General features: G+C 73.3%; 19 protein-coding genes. 9 read left to right on the forward strand and 10 right to left on the reverse strand.

The window, feature by feature from the left end:
• Nucleotides 1-43: 43 nt before the first annotated feature.
• Both IG69_RS0109800 and IG69_RS0109805 read right to left on the reverse strand, forming a co-directional pair.
• Nucleotides 44-1210: a pyridoxal phosphate-dependent aminotransferase gene (locus tag IG69_RS0109800; RefSeq protein ID WP_030527982.1), complete on the reverse strand. Its 1167-nt coding sequence runs from the start codon at nucleotides 1208-1210 to the stop codon at nucleotides 44-46.
• Nucleotides 1211-1220: 10 nt separating this feature from the next.
• Nucleotides 1221-2474 (reverse strand): MFS transporter, encoded by a 1254-nt coding sequence (locus tag IG69_RS0109805; protein ID WP_030527983.1) that lies wholly within the window; start codon nucleotides 2472-2474, stop codon nucleotides 1221-1223.
• A 295-nt stretch (nucleotides 2475-2769) separates the two neighbouring features.
• Here IG69_RS0109805 and rpsB point away from each other — a divergent pair, with 295 nt between their 5' ends.
• Together rpsB and tsf are read left to right on the forward strand one after the other, a co-directional pair.
• Complete coding sequence (gene rpsB, locus IG69_RS0109810; RefSeq protein WP_030527984.1) at nucleotides 2770-3669, forward strand: 30S ribosomal protein S2; 900 nt, start codon at nucleotides 2770-2772, stop codon at nucleotides 3667-3669.
• Nucleotides 3670-3714: 45 nt separating this feature from the next.
• On the forward strand, nucleotides 3715-4545 hold the full coding sequence (tsf, locus tag IG69_RS0109815) for a translation elongation factor Ts (RefSeq protein ID WP_030527985.1): 831 nt from the start codon (nucleotides 3715-3717) through the stop codon (nucleotides 4543-4545).
• 63 nt (nucleotides 4546-4608) lie between these two features.
• Here the strand turns inward: tsf and IG69_RS0109820 are convergent, their stop codons facing one another.
• Complete coding sequence (locus IG69_RS0109820; protein WP_030527986.1) at nucleotides 4609-4989, reverse strand: nuclear transport factor 2 family protein; 381 nt, start codon at nucleotides 4987-4989, stop codon at nucleotides 4609-4611.
• Nucleotides 4990-5078: 89 nt separating this feature from the next.
• Here IG69_RS0109820 and IG69_RS0109825 point away from each other — a divergent pair, with 89 nt between their 5' ends.
• Nucleotides 5079-5258, forward strand: a complete 180-nt coding sequence (locus tag IG69_RS0109825; protein ID WP_030527987.1) for a hypothetical protein — start codon at nucleotides 5079-5081, stop codon at nucleotides 5256-5258.
• A gap of 19 nt (nucleotides 5259-5277) precedes the next feature.
• Here the strand turns inward: IG69_RS0109825 and IG69_RS0109830 are convergent, their stop codons facing one another.
• Both IG69_RS0109830 and IG69_RS0109835 read right to left on the reverse strand, forming a co-directional pair.
• Complete coding sequence (locus IG69_RS0109830; RefSeq protein ID WP_030527988.1) at nucleotides 5278-5811, reverse strand: NUDIX domain-containing protein; 534 nt, start codon at nucleotides 5809-5811, stop codon at nucleotides 5278-5280.
• Between the two features lie 3 nt (nucleotides 5812-5814).
• Nucleotides 5815-6303: a phosphoribosyltransferase gene (locus IG69_RS0109835; RefSeq protein ID WP_030527989.1), complete on the reverse strand. Its 489-nt coding sequence runs from the start codon at nucleotides 6301-6303 to the stop codon at nucleotides 5815-5817.
• Nucleotides 6304-6492: 189 nt separating this feature from the next.
• On the opposite strand from IG69_RS0109835, the gene pyrH reads away from it, so the two are divergent.
• From pyrH to IG69_RS0109850, 3 genes are all read left to right on the forward strand, one after another.
• Nucleotides 6493-7209, forward strand: coding sequence for a UMP kinase (gene pyrH / locus IG69_RS0109840; RefSeq protein WP_030527990.1), 717 nt, complete (start codon nucleotides 6493-6495; stop codon nucleotides 7207-7209).
• 86 nt (nucleotides 7210-7295) lie between these two features.
• Nucleotides 7296-7853: a ribosome recycling factor gene (gene frr, locus IG69_RS0109845; RefSeq protein ID WP_030527991.1), complete on the forward strand. Its 558-nt coding sequence runs from the start codon at nucleotides 7296-7298 to the stop codon at nucleotides 7851-7853.
• 7 nt (nucleotides 7854-7860) lie between these two features.
• Nucleotides 7861-8727 (forward strand): phosphatidate cytidylyltransferase, encoded by an 867-nt coding sequence (locus IG69_RS0109850; RefSeq protein ID WP_030527992.1) that lies wholly within the window; start codon nucleotides 7861-7863, stop codon nucleotides 8725-8727.
• 23 nt (nucleotides 8728-8750) lie between these two features.
• Here the strand turns inward: IG69_RS0109850 and IG69_RS0109855 are convergent, their stop codons facing one another.
• The gene (locus IG69_RS0109855; protein ID WP_030527993.1) at nucleotides 8751-9587 is read right to left on the reverse strand and encodes a hypothetical protein; all 837 of its coding nucleotides are present in this window, start codon (nucleotides 9585-9587) and stop codon (nucleotides 8751-8753) included.
• A gap of 175 nt (nucleotides 9588-9762) precedes the next feature.
• Between IG69_RS0109855 and rlmN the strand changes: the two genes are divergently transcribed.
• Together rlmN and IG69_RS0109865 are read left to right on the forward strand one after the other, a co-directional pair.
• Entirely contained in the window at nucleotides 9763-10965 is a 1203-nt protein-coding gene (gene rlmN, locus IG69_RS0109860) for a 23S rRNA (adenine(2503)-C(2))-methyltransferase RlmN (protein WP_030527994.1), read from the forward strand.
• A gap of 32 nt (nucleotides 10966-10997) precedes the next feature.
• Nucleotides 10998-12179, forward strand: coding sequence for a monooxygenase (locus IG69_RS0109865; RefSeq protein ID WP_030527995.1), 1182 nt, complete (start codon nucleotides 10998-11000; stop codon nucleotides 12177-12179).
• On the opposite strand, the gene IG69_RS0109870 is transcribed toward IG69_RS0109865, so the two are convergent.
• The 4 genes from IG69_RS0109870 to IG69_RS0109885 are packed head-to-tail and all read right to left on the reverse strand — an operon-like array spanning nucleotide 12166 to nucleotide 16602.
• A complete protein-coding gene (locus IG69_RS0109870; RefSeq protein ID WP_030527996.1) occupies nucleotides 12166-13275 on the reverse strand; it encodes an LOG family protein in 1110 nt (369 codons plus the stop codon). The genes IG69_RS0109865 and IG69_RS0109870 overlap by 14 nt on opposite strands.
• 29 nt (nucleotides 13276-13304) lie before the next feature.
• Complete coding sequence (locus IG69_RS0109875) at nucleotides 13305-14681, reverse strand: NAD(P)/FAD-dependent oxidoreductase (RefSeq protein WP_030527997.1); 1377 nt, start codon at nucleotides 14679-14681, stop codon at nucleotides 13305-13307.
• 2 nt (nucleotides 14682-14683) lie between these two features.
• Nucleotides 14684-16123, reverse strand: a complete 1440-nt coding sequence (locus IG69_RS0109880; protein ID WP_051750407.1) for an aspartate aminotransferase family protein — start codon at nucleotides 16121-16123, stop codon at nucleotides 14684-14686.
• Entirely contained in the window at nucleotides 16120-16602 is a 483-nt protein-coding gene (locus tag IG69_RS0109885; RefSeq protein WP_242525809.1) for an Lrp/AsnC family transcriptional regulator, read from the reverse strand. Before IG69_RS0109885 ends, IG69_RS0109880 begins: the two co-directional genes overlap by 4 nt.
• Before the next feature lie 210 nt (nucleotides 16603-16812).
• Here IG69_RS0109885 and IG69_RS0109890 point away from each other — a divergent pair, with 210 nt between their 5' ends.
• Nucleotides 16813-18258, forward strand: a complete 1446-nt coding sequence (locus IG69_RS0109890; protein ID WP_030528000.1) for a gamma-aminobutyraldehyde dehydrogenase — start codon at nucleotides 16813-16815, stop codon at nucleotides 18256-18258.
• Nucleotides 18259-18268 lie beyond the last annotated feature (10 nt).

Here is an 18268-nt window from a genome sequence, read left to right on the forward strand (position 1 = left end):
ACGGCGGCCACCGGCGCCCTGTGGACGGAGGAGGGGCGAGCGGTCAGGTCCGACGCAGGCCGGCGAGGCGACGGCAGGCCTCGTCGAGCACCTCGTCGCGCTTGCAGAAGGCGAACCGCACCAGGGTGCGCGCGGCGTCGATGTCGTCGTGGAACGCGGAGGCCGGGACCCCGACGACCCCGACGAGGTCGGGCAGCTCGAGGCAGAACGCCTCGGCGTCGCGCACCCCGAGCGGCGCGGCGTCGGCGAGGACGAAGTACCCGCCCTCGGGGACGGGCACCTCGAAGCCGGCCGCACGCAGCCCCGCGACGAGCCGGTCGCGCTTGGCCTCCATCGACGTCGCGAGGTCGGTGAAGACCGCGTCCGGCAGCCCGAGCCCGACGGCGACGGCCGGCTGGAACGGGCCGGAGCCGACGAAGGTCAGGTACTGCTTGACCCCGCGCGCCGCGGCCACGGCCTCGGCCGGCCCGGTGAGCCAGCCGACCTTCCACCCGGTCGTCGCGAAGGTCTTGCCGCCCGACGAGATCGTCAGAGTCCGCTCGCGCATCCCCGGCAGCGCCGCGATGGGCAGGTGCCGCCGGCCGTCGAAGAGCAGGTGCTCGTACACCTCGTCGGCCACCACCCAGGCGTCGTGCTCGACGGCCAGCCGCGCGACGAGCTCGAGCTCCGCGCGGGTGAACACCTTGCCCGTCGGGTTGTGCGGCGTGTTGAGCAGGACCATCCGGGTCCGGTCCGAGAACGCGGCCCGCAGCGACTCCTCGTCGACGGCGAAGTCGGGGAAGCGCAGCAGCGAGGTGCGCCGCACCCCACCGGCCAGGGCGATGGTCGCCGCGTAGGAGTCGTAGTAGGGCTCGAAGGTCACGACCTCGTCGCCGGGCCGCACGAGCGCCAGCACGGCCGCGGCGATGGCCTCGGTCGCCCCGACGGTCACGAGCACCTCGCGCGCGGGGTCGACCTCCAGGCCGTGGAAGCGCTGCTGGTGCGCGGCGACCGCCGTACGCAGCTCCGGCACGCCCGGCCCCGGCGGGTACTGGTTGCGCCCGGACCGGATGGCCTCGACGGCCGCCTCGAGGACCTCGGGCGGCCCGTCGGTGTCGGGGAAGCCCTGCCCGAGGTTGACGGCGTCCTTCTCGAGGGCCAGCTGCGTCATCGTCGCGAAGATCGTCGTCCCGAACTCGGTCAGCGCGGGGTGGCCGGGGATCGAGGGCATGGCCCGCAGGCTACGCGGGGGCGCCGTCGGGCGGGGTGGTCCCGGCGTCGGCGTGCGCGATGTGGTCCAGCTGGCGCCAGACGAGCACGAGGGTCAGGCCGGCCCCGGCGAAGGCGAACCAGAACGGCGCCGCCGCTCCGAACCGCTCGGCGATGACGCCGCCGAGCAGCTGCCCGACGAGCAGCCCGCCGACGAGGCCGACCCAGTAGACGCTGCCGACCCGTCCCTGGTAGTCCTGCGGCGTCGCGCGCTGGCGCACGGCCGACGACAGGGACCCCCAGACGAAGGCGTAGCCGCCGAAGACGACCATGACCGCGAGGGCCACGGCCCAGACGGTCGTCATCGCGAGGGCGAGGTGGGTGAGCACCTCGAGCGCGAGGCAGGCCTTCATGAGCCGGGCCAGCGGCACGTGCCGCTCGAGCCACCCGTAGGAGAGGACGGCGACGATGCCTCCGGTCGCCGAGGCCGTCGTGAGCAGGCCGAACCCGACGGCGCCGACCCCGAGCCGCTCCTGCGCCCAGAAGACGAGGACGCCCCACGGCGCACCCCACGTGACGTTGAAGACGAGGATGACGAGCGTCAGCGTCCGCACCGGGGCGTTGTGCGCGATCCAGCGGAGGCCGTCGAGGATGTCGCGGCCCACGTGCTGGTCGGGGGCGGTGCGCTCGACGACGGGCAGGCGGACCCGGGTGAAGAGCCCGACCGACAGCAGGAGCGCCAGGACGTGCACCCCGAACGGCACCGCCGACCCCAGCGCGAAGAGCGCCGCCCCGACGGCCGGCCCGATCAGCTGGTCGCCGACGAGGAAGCCCGACATCTGACGGGCGTTGGCCAGGCCGAGGTCCGCGGGCCGCACGATCATCGGCAGGATGGCCCGCCACCCGGTGTCGGCGAACACCTCGGCCGTCCCGACGAGCAGGAGCAGGCCGAGGAGCAGCCCGACCGAGAGCGTGTCGGTGAGCAGCGCGACGACGAGCGCCAGGAGGACGGCGATGCGCCCGGCGTTGGCGGTGAGGACGACGCGCCGGCGGTCGACCCGGTCGGCGACCGCCCCGGCGTACAGGCCGAGCACGAGGCCGGGCAGCTTCTGGACGACGGCGGCCATCGCGATGAGCACGGGGGAGCGGGTCTGCGAGGCGACGAGCAGCGGCCCGGCCGCGAGGGCGATGCCGTCGCCGACCTGGGCGACCCACGACGACGCGAGGTTCCATCGGAACGCCCCGCCCATCCGGGGCGGGGCGACGACGTCGAGGAGGCGGCCCACGAGGTCGCGACGCTACCTCGGCTCCCGCGGGGCCGCCCACCGATTTCGTGCCGGACCCCTGCGCGCCGTAGCATGTCCGATGGCCTCCGTGCGTCCGCGTGCGGGAGCCACATCTCGCGCGTCCTCCTCCCGCGCCGGTCCGCCGGCCGGGGACGCACCACGGCAGTGGCGGCCCGCGACCTCACGAGGTCGGGTCCGCCCGGGGTGCGTCGGGACGCCAGGCAGGTGGGTCCACCCCTCGGGGCTCGGAGCCCACCGACGCAACTGACAACCACACACACCAAGGAGAACGACGATGGCCGTCGTCACCATGCGCCAGCTCCTCGAGAGCGGCGTCCACTTCGGGCACCAGACCCGTCGCTGGAACCCGAAGATGAAGCGCTTCATCATGACCGAGCGCAACGGCATCTACATCATCGACCTGCAGCAGTCGGTGACGTACATCAACAACGCGTACGAGTTCGTCCGCGAGACCGTCGCCCACGGCGGCACCATCCTCTTCGTCGGCACCAAGCGCCAGGCGCAGGAGCCGGTCGCCGAGCAGGCGACCCGCGTCGGCATGCCGTACGTCAACCACCGCTGGCTCGGTGGCATGCTCACCAACTTCCAGACGATCTCCAAGCGCCTCACGCGCCTCAAGGAGCTCGAGGAGATCAACTTCGACGACGTGGCCGGCTCGGGCCGCACGAAGAAGGAGCTCCTCATGATGAAGCGCGAGAAGGACAAGCTCGAGAAGACCCTCGGCGGCATCCGCTCGATGTCCAAGGTCCCCTCGGCCGTCTGGATCGTCGACACCAAGAAGGAGCACCTCGCGGTCGACGAGGCGCGCAAGCTCGGCCTGCCGGTCATCGCGATCCTCGACACCAACTGCGACCCCGACGAGGTCGACTACAAGATCCCGGGCAACGACGACGCCATCCGCTCGGTCACCCTCCTGACCCGCGTCATCGCCGACGCCGTCGCCGACGGCCTCATCGCGCGTTCCGGTGGCCAGGCCGCCACGGGCGAGCAGGCCCAGGGCGAGGAGCCGCTGGCCGAGTGGGAGCGCGAGCTGCTCTCCGGCGACGCCGACCAGGCCGCCGAGGCCGTGGCCCCGGAGGCCGGCGAGACCACCGCCGCGACCGCCCCCGAGGCTGCCGAGGCCACCGCCGAGGAGACCCCGGCCGCCGAGGCCGCCCCGGCCGAGCAGGCCTGAGCCACAGGCTCATTCCCCTCACCCCAACGAGCGAGACAGGAAACCATGGCGAACTACACCGCCGCTGACATCAAGGCGCTCCGCGAGAAGACCGCGGCCGGCATGATGGACGTCAAGAAGGCTCTCGACGAGGCCGACGGCGACATGGCCAAGGCCGAGGAGATCCTCCGCGTCAAGGGCCAGAAGGGCGTCACCAAGCGCGAGGGCCGCACGACCTCCAACGGTCTGGTCACCGCGCAGGCCGAGGGCGGCCAGGGCACCCTCGTCGAGGTCCTCTGCGAGACCGACTTCGTCGCCAAGGGCGAGCGCTTCATCGCCCTCGCGGACCAGGTGCTCGCGCAGGCCGTGGCCACCAAGGCCGCGGACGCGGACCAGCTGCTGGACTCCACCCTGGAGGACGGCACGACGGTCAAGCAGCTCCTCGACGACGCCAACGCCACCATCGGCGAGAAGATCGAGGTCAAGCGGGTCGCGCGCCTCGAGGGCGAGCACGTCGTCTCCTACCTGCACAAGACGAGCCCCGACCTGCCCGCGCAGATCGGTGTCCTCGTCGCCACGCAGGGCGGCGACACCACGACCGCCCGCGACGTCGCGATGCACGTCGCCGCGTTCGCGCCGACCGTCCTCACCCGCGACGAGATCGACGCCGAGACGGTCGAGAACGAGCGTCGCGTCGCCGAGGCGACCGCGAAGGAGGAGGGCAAGCCCGAGGCCGCCCTCCCGAAGATCGTCGAGGGTCGGGTCAACGGCTTCTTCAAGGAGCAGGTGCTCCTCGAGCAGCCGTTCGCCAAGGACGCCAAGAAGACCGTCGCCAAGGTCCTCGACGAGGCCGGCGCGTCGGCCACCGGCTTCGCGCGCTTCCGCATCGGGTCCTGACCCGGTCGCTCACCGAGCGCACCACGCACGCCGCCCCCGGGTCCTCCCGGGGGCGGCGTCGTGTCAGTCCTCGAGCTCGGTGAGGTGCGCCCGCTCGGCCGGGCGTTCGTACGGCTCCGGCCACCAGTCCTCGACCTCGGTGACCAGGCTCTCGGCGTCCAGGACGAACAGGCACAGCCCGGTCATCGTCGCGCCGTCGACGGAGAAGGTCGTGCGGGTCATGGCGCCGCGCTCGTCGGTGAGCACGCGGTCGAGCACGAGGTGCCAGTCGCCGGGGAACTTCCGGTTGAAGCGCACGTAGGCCTCGCGGCCGCGGACGACCTCACCGGTCTGCGGGACGCGGTAGACGACGTCGGGGGAGAGCGTGGCGGCGAAGCCCTCCCAGTCGCGGGCCTCGGCGCAGGCCCAGTAGCGGCGGACGACGGCGGCGGGGTCGACGGTCATGCCGGGACCGTAGGGCGGGCCACCGACAGCGGTGCGGGAGGCGTGACGTCGTCGGCCACGCGTGCGACGATGAGGGCGGGAGGCCCGCCATGGACGCAGCGCAGCAGCACACCGACCGGCACGACCTCGAGCGCCGGGTGCACGTCGACCTGCCCCGGGTGCGGCCGGAGGAGATGGTGACGACCCAGGAGACGCAGCCGGCCCGCGACCCGCGCGGCGGGCGCGACACCGACACGGAGTTCATGCTCCGCAACGCCGGCGTCCTCTGACGCCGTCAGGATCTGCTCGTCAGCCGACGCGCCCCAGGGCGATCGCGGCGAACATCAGCGCCGCCACCGTCTCGCCGTCGCGGATGCGCCCGTCGGCGACCATCGTCATCACCGCGCGCCACGGCACCGTGCGCACCGCGCTGATGCCTTCGGCCTCCGGCTCGGCGCCCTCGGCGGGGGAGAGGCCGGTCGCGAGGTAGACGACCTCCGGCGCGACGCAGATGCCGTTGAGCGCGTCCATCCGCCCGACCTCGCGCCAGTGCTCGGCCTGCAGCCCGGTCTCCTCGGCGAGCTCGCGGCGCGCCCCGGCCAGCGTGTCGGGCCCGTCGGAGCCGCCCGCCGGGACCTCGACCGACGGGCCGGTCGTGTGACGGTCGACGGTGACGAGGACGACCTCGTCCGCCTCGGTCAGGGCGACGACGAAGACCGCGGGCTGGCGCAGGCGCACGACGCCGTAGATCCCCGGCTCACCGTCGGGGCGGACGACGTCGTCCTCGACGACCTCGATCCAGGCGTTGGCGTAGACGGTCCGCGACGCGGTGACCGGCCACACGGCTCAGGCCTCCACGACGCCGCGGCCGGTGACCGGTGGGCGGTCGCTCCACGGGAAGGTGATCCAGCGGTCGGTGTCGCGCCAGACGTGGTCGGGCCGGACGACCGAGCGGGGCTTGGCGTAGATGGTGGCGGTCCGCACCCGGCCGACCTTCCCGGCGCAGAACTCCTCCACCGAGCGCAGGGTCAGGCCGGTGTCCGCGACGTCGTCGGCGACGAGGACCGTCGCGTCGTGGAGGTCGACGAAGTCGGGCGCCGGTGGGAGGATGCGCGGCACCTCCAGGCGCTCGTCGACCCCGGTGTAGAACTCGACGTTCATCGTGTACGTGTTCTTCACCCCGAGCGCGTACCCGAGGGCCCCGCCGATGAGCAGCCCGCCCCGGGCGATCGACAGGATCATGTCCGGGACGCCCTCGGCGGCGACCTCCTCGGCCAGCGACCAGACGGCCTCGTCGAACAACTCCCAGGTCAGCACCTCGCGCGCGTCGTCCACCGCCCCATCGTGGCAGCCCTGCACCCGGTCCGGGAGCCACGTCCGCCCGCACTCCCGGACAGCCGCTCCTCCCTCACGGTTCGGTCCGGCCGCGCGTGCTGTGAAAGGATCGGGCGACCGCTGTGCACCACCCGCCGAGGAGGCCCCGTGACCACGCCTGCCACCACCGAGGCCCCGGCCGCACCCGGGATGCCGGGTCGCGCGCGCCGGGTGCTGCTCAAGCTCTCCGGCGAGGTGTTCGGTGGCGGGCAGGTCGGCGTCGACCCCGACGTCGTCCGGGGGGTGGCCCGCCAGATCGCGGCGGCGGTCCGCGAGGGCATCGAGGTCGCCATCGTCGTCGGCGGCGGCAACTTCTTCCGCGGCGCCGAGCTGCAGCAGAAGGGCATGGACCGCGCCCGCGCCGACTACATCGGCATGCTCGGCACCGTCATGAACTGCCTCGCGCTCCAGGACTTCCTCGAGAAGGAGGGCGTCGACACCCGCGTGCAGAGCGCCATCACGATGGGTCAGGTCGCCGAGCCCTACATCCCGCGCCGCGCGATCCGCCACCTCGAGAAGGGCCGGGTCGTCATCTTCGGCGCCGGCGCCGGCATGCCGTACTTCTCCACCGACACGGTGAGCGCCCAGCGTGCGCTCGAGTGCCAGTGCGACGCGGTCCTCATGAGCAAGAACGGCGTCGACGGCGTCTACGACAGCGACCCCCGCGAGAACCCGGACGCCCGCAAGCTCGACGAGGTGACCTTCGGCGAGGCGCTGCGCACCGGCCTCAAGGTCGTCGACGCCGCCGCCTTCAGCCTCTGCATGGACAACCGCCTCCCGATGGTCGTGTTCGGCATGGAGGGCGACGGCAACGTGACGCGCGCCCTGCGCGGCGAGGCCATCGGCACCCTCGTCCACGCCGGCTGACCGACCCCGGCCCGGTGCTGCCGGGCCTTTGACACACTGGACCCGCAGCGCCGCACCCGCGACGCGAACCGAAGGAGATGCCTGCCGTGATCGACGAGACCTTGTTCGAGGCCGAGGAGAAGATGGAGAAGGCCGTCGAGGTCGCCAAGGAGAGCTTCGCCGGCATCCGGACCGGCAGGGCGCACCCCGGCATGTTCCAGAAGATCACCGTCGACTACTACGGCGCCCCGACCCCGCTGCAGCAGCTCGCGTCGTTCCAGACGCCCGAGGCGCGCACGATCATCATCAGCCCCTTCGACAAGTCCTCGATGCACGCCATCGAGAAGGCGATCCAGCAGGCCGACCTCGGCGTCAACCCGAGCAACGACGGCAACATCATCCGCTGCACGATGCCGCAGCTGACCGAGGAGCGCCGTCGCGAGTACGTGAAGATGGCGCACAGCGAGGCCGAGGAGGCCCGCGTGTCGGTCCGCAACATCCGGCGCAGCGCGAAGACCTCCCTCGAGAAGCTCGTCAAGGACGGCGAGGTCGGCGAGGACGAGGGCGCCCGCGCCGAGAAGGAGCTCGAGGCGGTCACCAAGCGGCACGTCGAGCAGATCGACGAGCTGCTCAAGGGCAAGGAAGCCGAGCTCCTCGACGTCTGACCACCCCATGACCGACGCCACCGACGCCGCCGCGCCCACCGACACCGCGGACGCCCCGACGAAGCCCAGGGCCGGGCGCGACCTGCGGGCCGCGATCGGGGTCGGGCTGCTGCTCGGCGCCGTCGTCATCGCGAGCCTCGTGCTCGACCCGCGGGCCTTCCTCGTCGTCGTGGTCGTCGCCATCTGCCGGGGCGCCTGGGAGGTGCGGCGGGCTGTCGCGACCCGCGGCTTCCACGTCCCGCTGCCGCCGCTGCTGCTCGGGGCCGTCGGGATGATCTCGTCGGCGTACCTGCGCGGCGCCGAGGCGCTCGTCGTCACCTTCGGCCTGACGCTCGTCGGGCTCGTCGTGTGGCGCGTCGCCGACGGCCTCGACGGCGCGGCCCGGGACCTGTCGGCCTCGGCGCTCGTCACCTTCTACCCCGTCTTCCTCGGGGGCTTCGCCTCGCTCATGCTGGCCGAGCCCGACGGCCGCCAGCGCATCATCGTCTTCGTGCTCGTCACGGTGTTCTCCGACATCGGCGGCTACGCCGTCGGGGTGGTCCTCGGCAAGCACCCAATGGCGCCCTCGCTCAGCCCGAAGAAGTCCTGGGAGGGCTTCGCGGGGTCGGTCGCCACGTGCGCGCTCGTCGGCGCCGTGTCCCTGCCGCTGCTCCTCGACGGGCCGTGGTGGGGCGGCGCGCTCCTCGGGGCGGTGGCCGCCGGGGCGGCGACGACCGGCGACCTCATCGAGTCGAGCATCAAGCGCGACCTCGGCATCAAGGACATGGGGACGATGCTCCCGGGCCACGGCGGCCTGATGGACCGCCTCGACTCCCTCGTCGCGGTCGCGCCCATCGCCTGGGCCCTGCTGTTCTTCCTCGTCCCGGTGTCCTGACCCGGGAGCCCGACCGCGGCGGGTCAGCCCGCGCGGCGGCGGCCGCGCGTGAGCATCGCGTCGAGCACCGGCGTCGACCCCACCGCGAGCGTGCCGTCGGGCAGCTCCTCGGTGAGGCACGTGATCTCGCGGTGGTACCAGTGGTAGACGTGCGGCGTCACCGGACCCGCGCCGTCGGCGTACATCTCGGCGGCGTGCGCGGGGACGAGCTCGAGGGCGGCACGGGCCTCCGCCGGCGTCGAGCACGGCTGCAGCACGAGGGCGTTGCGGTGCGGCATCGCGAAGACGGCCCCGCCGGAGAGGTCGGCGCCGGGCAGCCAGCGCTCGATCACCTCGGGGAGGAAGCGGGCGAAGGAGGAGGTGTACGGCGAGTCGCCGACGATCGCGGAGACCGAGTGGCGCGGACGGCCGAGGCGGATGCGCTCGGCGTCGGCGGTCTGCAGCCCCTCGAGGAGGTTGGCGCGAGCGATCTCCATGAGCGACCACAGGTGGCGACGCGTCGCCACCACGCGGGACTCGGGGAGGGTGACGACGCTCAACGGGAGGTCGAGGGTCAGCACCTCGTCGACGTGCTCGGTGAAGGGCATGACGTACTGGAAGCCCAGGCCGGTCGCGTGCAGCCGGTCCCGCGCGACGAGGCGGGAGGTGAGCGCGGCGTCGAACCGCTCGGGCGACATCGAGTCGATGTCGGTCTCGGCGGCGGCGGTGAGGCGCTCGAGGTGCGCCCGCACCTCGGCGTCGAGCGCGGGGTCGGAGTCGAGGTCCGGCACCGGCGCGAGCGGGTGCCGGACGGGGGAGGTCGTTCCCGGGACGGTGGCGGCGCCCCCTGCGAGCGAGCGCCAGCGGTCGAACAGGCCCATGGCCCTGCCTTTCCCTGCATCCTCGCTCCCCCTGCGGAGCGAAGTTAAAGAGAGAGTAAAGGGATGACAGGTCCCGGTGTGGGCGAACCGAAGAATCTTGAGGTGGGGAGCGGCGCGCAGCGCCTCCGGCCGCGGTTCGCCCGGGCCGCGCTCGGCCTGCGAGAATCGGGGGACCATGTCCGAGACCCCCGCCCCGCGCCCCGCCCCCGGCCAGCTGACCCTCGTCGCGCCCCGCCGGGGCAAGCCGCCGCGTCACCTCGCCGACCTCACGGTCGAGGAGCGCCGCGAGGCCGCCACGGCCCTCGGCCACCCGGCCTTCCGCGCCAACCAGCTCTCGACGCACTACTTCGAGCGGCTCGTCGACTCCCCGGACGAGATGACCGACCTGCCCAAGGCCGTCCGCGACGACCTCGTCCGCGACCTCCTGCCGCCGCTGCTCCAGCCGGTCCGCCACATCACGGCCGACCAGGGCGCCACCGTCAAGCAGGTCTGGAAGCTCTTCGACGGCGCGCTCGTCGAGTCGGTCCTCATGCGCTACCCGAACCGGGTGACGGTCTGCATCTCCAGCCAGGCCGGCTGCGGGATGAACTGCCCGTTCTGCGCGACCGGGCAGGAGGGCCTGACCCGCAACATGTCGACGGCCGAGATCGTCGAGCAGGTCGTCGCCGCGGCCCGGATGCTGCGCCACGGCGGGCTGCCCGAGGTGGGCGCGGGCACCGAGGGGGCCGGTCTCGGCGACGAGGCCGAGGGCTCCGACGAGGCGCCCGCCGGCGGCCCGGCGCGCGTCAGCAACATCGTCTTCATGGGGATGGGCGAGGCGCTGGCCAACTACAAGGCGGCGATCGGCGCGATCCGGCGCCTCACCGAGCCGGCGCCCTCGGGCCTGGGCATCTCGGCCCGGGGCATCACGATGTCGACGGTCGGCCTCGTGCCGGGCATCGACCGGCTCGCGGCCGAGGGCATCCCGGTGACGCTCGCCCTGTCGCTGCACGCTCCGGACGACGAGCTGCGCGACGAGCTCGTGCCGATCAACACGCGCTTCAAGGTCGACGAGGCCATCGACGCCGCGTACCGCTACTACGAGGTCACCGGGCGGCGCGTGAGCATCGAGTACGCGCTGATCCGCGACATCAACGACCAGGCGTGGCGGGCCGACCTCCTCGGCGAGAAGCTCGCCGCCCGCGGCCGGGGCTGGGTGCACGTCAACCCGATCCCGCTCAACCCGACGCCCGGCTCGAAGTGGACGGCGTCGCGGCGCGGGGTCGAGCAGCAGTTCGTCGAGCGGCTGCGGGCGCACGGCATCCCGACGACGGTCCGTGACACCCGCGGCTCCGAGATCGACGGCGCCTGCGGGCAGCTGGCCGCCTCCACCGCCTGACCGACGAGGGGCGCCGGCACTACGCTCCGGTCATGCGACGACGCCTGCTCTCCCTGGCCGCCGTGCTGGCCGTGGGGCTGGCGGGCTGCTCGTCCGCGCCGCTGCCCGACAACCTGCGGGCGAAGAGCTCGCACGAGGCGGCCCACGCCGCCGCGACGACGGCGCCCTCCGCCACGGTGTCGCGACCGCCGGACGTGCCGCTGCGCGCCGGGGAGCGCTTCGTCGAGGTCCGGCTGCCCGGCGCCTACACCCCGACGGCGCCGACCCCCACCGCCACCGACGACTACCGCTGCTTCCTCCTGGACCCCCACCTGGGCACGGACCAGCTCGTGAGCGGTGTCGACATCCGCCCCGACAACGCGGCGCTGGTGCACCACGTCATCGTGTCGCGGGTCGAGCCGGAGGGCATCGCGCAGGCCGAGCAGCTCGACTCCGCCGACCCGGGGGACGGCTGGACCTGCTTCGGCGGCAGCGGGATCCAGGGCATCGGGGTCAATCTCGACGACGCCGACTGGGTCGGCGCCTGGGCGCCCGGAGGTGGCGAGCGGGTGATGGCCGACGACATCGGCATCCCGCTGCGGGCGGGTGGCCGGCTCGTCGTCCAGATGCACTACAACCTCCTGGCCGGCTCCGGCACCGACCGCAGCACGGTCCGGCTGCGCGTCTCGGAGGCGGCGGGCAGCCGGAAGAAGGCCCTCGACACGATGCTCCTGCCGGCCCCGGTCGAGCTGCCGTGCCGCGAGAACCGCACGGCCGGGCTGTGCGCGCGCGTCGTCTCGGTGGCCGACGTCTCGCGCCGCTTCGAGGAGCGCCCGGCGACCGCCGACCTGCTGCACCTGCTCTGCGGCCCGGTCGTGCCCGGCCCGGTCCAGAGCTGCACCCGCACGGTCCGGGAGAAGGGCACGATCCGGGCCGTCGCCGGGCACATGCACCTGCTCGGCCGGTCCATCACCGTCGACGTCGACAAGGGCACCGACCGCGCGCGACGCGTGCTCGACATCGCGAGCTGGGACTTCGACGACCAGGGGAGCATCCCGCTGGAGAAGCCGGTCGGCGTCGCGCCGGGGGACCGCATCACCGTCACCTGCCGCCACGACCAGGCGCTGCGCGACCTGCTGCCGGCCTTCGCCGGGCAGAAGGAGCGCTACGTCGTGTGGGGCGAGGGCACGACCGACGAGATGTGCCTCGGGATCGTCCTGCTCACCCGCCCGTAGCGAGGACCGCGACGGCGTCGGCGAGGTCGTCGACGAGGTGCACGTGCTGCGCCATCGGGCGCCCGCCGGCCAGCGCCGTGAGGGCGGGCCAGACCGGCACCGTCTCGCTCCAGTGCCGGGCCCCGACGAGGACGAGCCGGGGGAGCGGGCGGCCGTCGGCGGGCTCGCTGTCGTAGTAGAGGCGGGTCGCGGCCTGGAAGACCTCCTGCACCGTGCCGGCGGCCCCCTCGAGGACGACGACGCCGGCGCGGGAGCGGGCGAGCAGCCCGTCCTCGCGGATGGCGTTGCTGAAGTACTTCGCGATCCCGTCGCAGAACACGTTCGGCGGCTCGTGCCCGTAGAACCACGTGGGGATGCCGACGCTGTGCACGGCGCGCGCGCTCCGGCCCGCGACGAGCGGCTCGCGCACCTCGAGGGCCAGGCGCGCCCACGCGTCGACGTCGGGCCGGAAGGAGGGCACGGCCCGGAGCCGCTCGACCGCCGCGGCGAGGTCGTCGGGGTGCCCGGCGAACGCGCCGAGGTTGGCGGCCTCCATCGCGCCGGGCCCTCCGCCGGTCGCGACGACGAGGCCGGAGCGGGCCAGGGCGTGGCCGAGGGCGGCGGCGCGGGCGTAGGCCTCCTCGTCGCGGCGCAGGGCGTGGCCGCCCATGACACCGACGACGGGGAGGTCGTCGAGCAGGTCGGTGAGCGCGTCGCTCATCGAGTCGTCGTGGACGGCCCGCAGGAGGGTGACGAAGACGTCGTGGCCGAGGGTCGCGTCGCGCGACCAGGCGTACGCGAGCGCGTCGGGGGTCGTGGCGTAGCCCGAGGCGGCCAGGCCGGCGTAGAGCTCCTCGGGGGAGTAGAGGGTCGCGCGGTAGGGGTCGACCGGGGCGTGCGGGTCGGTCGGGAAGACGAGGGCGCCGTGCCGGCGCAGGTGCTCGCCGAGGCGGTCGGGCAGCCGGCCGCCGAGGACGACGAGGCCCTCGAGGTCGGTGCGCGCGAGCAGCCGGTCGGCACGGTCGGTGAGGTCGAGGTCCTGCAGCCGCATCCGGCGCAGCGGGCTGCCCGCGTCGAGGGCGGCGTCGAGGGCGTCGAGGGTCTCGATCTCGTGCACCGGGCGAACCTACCGCCCGCAGACGCGGATCAGTGGCCGCCGGTCAGGCGGGACAGGAGCGGGGCGATGCGGCTCGCGCGGCCCGTCCGCGTCTCCTCGGCGTCCGCGAGCCGGGCGGCCTGCAGGCCGGCGTTGACCCCGAGCCAGCGCAGCGGCTCCGGCTCCCACGACGGCGAGCGGTGGCCGACCCAGGGCAGCGCCGTGAGGGCGCTGGTGCGGCCGAGGACGAGGTCGGCGAGCGTCCGCCCGGCGAGGTTGGTGGCCGCGACCCCGTCGCCGACGTACCCACCGGCGCGGCCGGTGCGCGTCACCGGGTCCCAGAGGACCGTGGGGTTCCAGTCGCGGGGGATGCCGAGCGGCCCGCCCCACGCGTGCGTGAAGCGCATCCCGCGCACTGCGGGCAGGAGGTCGGTCAGCGTCCGCCGCAGCGAGGCGAACACGGCCTCCTCGTGGTCGAACTCGGGCCGGATGCCGGAGCCGAGGTGGTACGGCGCGCCGCGGCCGCCGAACGCGATGCGGTCCTCGACCGTGCGCTGCCCGTAGATGACGAGGTGCCCGTGGTCGGTGAACACCTCGCGCTGCGCGAGGCCGATGCGCTCCCACGTCGCGGCGGGCAGCGGCTCGGTCGCGACCATGAGCGAGTAGACCGGGACGAGCGCGCGCTCGTGGCCCGGCAGGTGCGGGGTCCATCCCTCCGTCGCGAGCACGACCGCCCGCGCGCTGAGCCGACGACCGTCGGCGAGGACGACCACGCCGTCCCCGGCGCGCGCCACCCGCACTCCCTCGACGACCCGCGCCCCGAGGCGCCGGACCGCGGCGCCGAGACCGTCGACGAGGTCGCGCGGCTGCACCCGGGCGCAGTGCGGGTTGAAGGTGGCCCCGAGGACGCCGGGGGAGTCGAGGCGCTCGCGGGCCTCCTGCGGCCCGAGCCACGTCGTCCCGTCGCCCCACGCCGCGCCGTGGGCCGCAGCGGCCCGCGCCCGGGCCTCCTGCGCCGCGGTGCGCGCGAGGGCGACCGTCCCGCCCTTGACGAAGCCGCCGCCGAGCTGCTCGTCCGCGTCGACCCGGCCGACCTCGTCGACGGTGTCGCGCAGCGCGGCGAGCAGCGAGAGCGTCGCCTCCCGGCCGTGCCGTGCGGCGACCGTGTCGGCGCCGACCGGCCAGAGGGCCGAGACCCAACCGCCGTTGCGCCCGCTCGCCCCGAAACCCACGTGCTCGGACTCGAGCACGAGCACCTCGAGCGAGGGGTCGGCCCGCAGCAGGTAGTAGGCGGTCCACAGCCCGGTGAACCCGCCGCCCACGACGACGACGTCGGCGCGCAGCGGCAGCTCGGCGTCGGACGTCGGTGCAGGAGAGGGGGACCGACCGTCCCACCAGAGCGGCGCGGTGCCCGTCGAGCCGTCCACGCTCAGAGGTGGTTCTCGGCCTCGGTGAGCACCGAGCGCAGGCGGCGCTCGATCTCGTCGAACTCGCTCGGACCCATCGTCAGCGGGGGCGCGAGCTGGACGACGGGGTCGCCGCGGTCGTCGGCCCGGCAGTACAGGCCCGCGTCGAAGAGCGCCTTGGAGAGGAAGCCGCGCAGCAGCCGCTCGCTCTCGGCGTCGTCGAAGGTCTCGCGGGTCGTCTTGTCCTTGACGAGCTCGATCCCGTAGAAGTACCCGGCGCCGCGCACGTCACCGACGAGCGGCAGGTCGAGCAGCTGCTCGAGGGTGCGCTTGAAGACGGGGGCGTTCTCCTTGACGCGGTCGTTGAGGCCCTCGGCGTCGAAGATGTCGAGGTTGGCCATCGCCGCGGCGCACGAGACGGGGTGACCGCCCCAGGTGTAGCCGTGCGGGAAGTACGTCGTGCCCTTCCGGAACGGCTCGAAGAGGCGCTCGCTCGCGATCATCAGGCCGAGCGGGGCGTACCCGGAGGTGATGCCCTTCGCGGTCGTGATGATGTCCGGCACGTAGCCGAAGTCCTGGCAGGCGAACATCGACCCGATCCGGCCGAAGGCGCAGATCGTCTCGTCGGAGACGAGCAGGACGTCGTACTCGTCGCAGATCTCGCGGACCCGCTCGAAGTAGCCGGCCGGGGGCGGGAAGCACCCGCCGGAGTTCTGCACCGGCTCGAGGAAGACGGCCGCGACCGAGTCGGGTCCCTCGAACTCGATGGCCTCCGCGATCCGGTCGGCGGCCCAGCGGCCGAACGCCTTCTCGTCCTCGCGCAGGTGCTCCGGCGCCCGGTAGATGTTCGTGTTGGGCACCTTGTGGCCACCGGGCACGAGGGGCTCGAACGGCATCTTCGCGTCCGGGATGCCGGTGATCGACAGCGCGCCCTGCGGGGTGCCGTGGTAGGCCACCGACCGCGAGATGACCTTGTGCTTGGTCGGCTTGCCGGTCAGCTTGAAGTACTGCTTGGCGAGCTTCCACGCGGTCTCGACCGCCTCGCCGCCGCCGGTCGTGAAGAAGACGCGGTTGAGTTCGCCCGGCGCGTGGTGGGCCAGCCGCTCCGCGAGCTCGATGGCCCGCGGGTGCGCGTAGGACCACAGCGGGAAGAATGCCAGCTCCGCGGCCTGCTTGGCCATCGCCTCGGCGATCGCGGTGCGACCGTGGCCGGCGTTGACGACGAAGAGGCCGGCGAGGCCGTCGATGTACTCGTTGCCGCGGTCGTCCCAGACCCGCCAGCCCTCGCCGCGGGTGATGATCGGCACGGACTGGCCGAGGCCCCCGTGGCCCGGGTCCTCGAAGGTCGAGTGCCGCGTGAAGTGCATCCAGAGGTGGTCGCGGGCGGCCTCGGAGTACAGGGCGCCGGTCGCGGTGTGCCGGTCGGAGCTCGGCTCCCACACGTCGTTCGGGTGGATGGTCATCGGGTGCCCCAGTTGTAGTGCTGCTTGTTGAGCTTGAGGTAGACGAAGGTCTCGGTGCTCGCGACGCCCGGCAGCTGCCGGATGCGCTGGGTGAGCAGCTCGAGGAGGTGGTCGTCGTCCTCGCAGACCACCTCGGCGAGCACGTCGAAGGAGCCGGCCGTCGTCACGACGTAGTCGACCTCCGGCATGTCCGAGAGGGCCTGGCCGAGGTCGACGAGGTCCCCGCCGGCGCGGATGCCGATCATCGCCTGACGCCGGAAGCCGACCTGGAGGGGGTCGGTGACGGCGACGATCTGCATCACCTCGGCGTCGAGGAGGCGCTGGACGCGCTGGCGGACGGCGGCCTCCGAGAGGCCCACCGCCTTCGCGATGGCGGCGTAGGACTGCCGTCCGTCCTCCTGGAGGAGCTCGATGATGCGTTTGGCGACGTCGTCGAGGCGGATGTCGTGCGAGCGGTCGCGGGGCTGCCGTGCGGTCACGCGCCCCATCGTGGCTGCTGGGCGGGGGTCACGCAAGTACCGGGGAACGGATTCCGCAACTTCCGTGCCACATTCGTGCAACATTCCCCATGAATCGTGGACGGACCCTAGTGATTTCGCGGCGTGGCGTACTACTGTGCCCGCAGCCGCGTGCCCGGTCACCCCGACGCACCGCGTCCACCCCGCCACCGACCCCCGGGAGCACCAGACATGAGCAGCCCTCGCGACCTGCGCAACTTCGTCGACGGGTCCTACACGGACGCCTCCACCGGAGCCACGACCGACGTGGTCAACCCGGCGACCGGGCAGGTCGTCGCCAAGGCCCCCGTCAGCGGCGCCGAAGACGTCGACCGCGCGTACGCCGCCGCGTCGAAGGCGTTCGGGGAGTGGGGGAACACGACGCCGAGCGAGCGGCAGCAGGCGCTGCTGAAGATCGCCGACGCGCTCGAGTCGCGCGCCGAGGAGATCATCGCCCTCGAGTCCGAGAACACCGGCAAGATCAAGGCGCTCACCGCGAGCGAGGAGATCCCGCCGATGGTCGACCAGCTGCGGTTCTTCGCCGGGGCCGCCCGGGTCCTCGAGGGCAAGGCGGCCGGCGAGTACATGGCCGGGCACACCTCATGGATCCGTCGTGAGCCGATCGGGGTCGTCGGCCAGGTGACGCCCTGGAACTACCCGCTCCTCATGGCGGTCTGGAAGATCGCCCCGGCCCTGGCCGCCGGCAACACCGTCGTCCTCAAGCCGAGCGACACCACCCCCGAGTCCACGCTGCTGCTCGCCGAGATCGCCTCGGAGTTCCTCCCGTCCGGCACGCTCAACGTCGTGACCGGCGACCGCGACACCGGCCGCCTCGTCGTCGAGCACCCGACCCCCTCGCTCGTCGCCATCACCGGCTCGGTCCGGGCCGGCGCCGAGGTCGCGGCGAGCGCCGCGCCGCAGGTCAAGCGCGTCCACCTCGAGCTCGGCGGCAAGGCACCGGTCGTCGTCTTCGACGACGCCGACATCGAGGCCGCGGTCGAGGGCATCGCGATCGCCGGCTACTTCAACGCGGGCCAGGACTGCACCGCGGCCACCCGCGTGCTCGCGGCGCCGCGCATCCACGACGACTTCGTCGCCGCGCTCGCCGAGTACGCGAAGAGCTCCGCGCCGGTCGGTCTGCCCGACGACGCCGACGCGCTCCTCGGCCCGGTCAACAACGCCCGCCAGCTCGCGCACGTCTCGGGGTTCGTCGAGCGGCTGCCCTCGCACGCGCAGGTCGCGGCCGGGGGCAACCGGGTCTCGGCGCTCGGCGACGGCTACTACCTCGAGCCGACCGTGCTGTCCGGGCTGCGCCAGGACGACGAGGCGATCCAGAACGAGATCTTCGGCCCGGTCATCACCGTCCAGCGCTTCACCGACGAGGCCGAGGCCGTGGCCTGGGCCAACGGGGTCGACTACGGCCTCGCGTCCTCGGTGTGGACCAAGGACTTCGGCCGCGCGATGCGGATGAGCAAGGCCCTCGACTTCGGCTGCGTGTGGATCAACACCCACATCCCGCTCGTCGCCGAGATGCCGCACGGGGGCTACAAGAAGTCCGGGTACGGCAAGGACCTGTCGATGTACGGGTTCGAGGACTACACCCGGGTCAAGCACGTCATGGCCAACATCGAGAGCTGAGGCAGGTCAC

This window comes from Phycicoccus jejuensis, assembly GCF_000720925.1.
Classification (GTDB): domain Bacteria; phylum Actinomycetota; class Actinomycetes; order Actinomycetales; family Dermatophilaceae; genus Phycicoccus; species Phycicoccus jejuensis.

Bases quoted from the DNA above. Each gene is read 5' to 3' on its own strand.
- IG69_RS0109800 (WP_030527982.1), bottom strand. From the start codon at position 1,210: ATGCCCTCGATCCCCGGCCACCCCGCGCTGACCGAGTTCGGGACGACG.
- rpsB (WP_030527984.1), top strand. From the start codon at position 2,770: ATGGCCGTCGTCACCATGCGCCAGCTCCTCGAGAGCGGCGTCCACTTC.
- tsf (WP_030527985.1), top strand. From the start codon at position 3,715: ATGGCGAACTACACCGCCGCTGACATCAAGGCGCTCCGCGAGAAGACC.
- IG69_RS0109820 (WP_030527986.1), bottom strand. From the start codon at position 4,989: ATGACCGTCGACCCCGCCGCCGTCGTCCGCCGCTACTGGGCCTGCGCC.
- IG69_RS0109825 (WP_030527987.1), top strand. From the start codon at position 5,079: ATGGACGCAGCGCAGCAGCACACCGACCGGCACGACCTCGAGCGCCGG.
- pyrH (WP_030527990.1), top strand. From the start codon at position 6,493: ATGCCGGGTCGCGCGCGCCGGGTGCTGCTCAAGCTCTCCGGCGAGGTG.
- IG69_RS0109850 (WP_030527992.1), top strand. From the start codon at position 7,861: ATGACCGACGCCACCGACGCCGCCGCGCCCACCGACACCGCGGACGCC.
- IG69_RS0109855 (WP_030527993.1), bottom strand. From the start codon at position 9,587: ATGGGCCTGTTCGACCGCTGGCGCTCGCTCGCAGGGGGCGCCGCCACC.
- rlmN (WP_030527994.1), top strand. From the start codon at position 9,763: ATGTCCGAGACCCCCGCCCCGCGCCCCGCCCCCGGCCAGCTGACCCTC.
- IG69_RS0109865 (WP_030527995.1), top strand. From the start codon at position 10,998: ATGCGACGACGCCTGCTCTCCCTGGCCGCCGTGCTGGCCGTGGGGCTG.
- IG69_RS0109880 (WP_051750407.1), bottom strand. From the start codon at position 16,123: ATGACCATCCACCCGAACGACGTGTGGGAGCCGAGCTCCGACCGGCAC.
- IG69_RS0109890 (WP_030528000.1), top strand. From the start codon at position 16,813: ATGAGCAGCCCTCGCGACCTGCGCAACTTCGTCGACGGGTCCTACACG.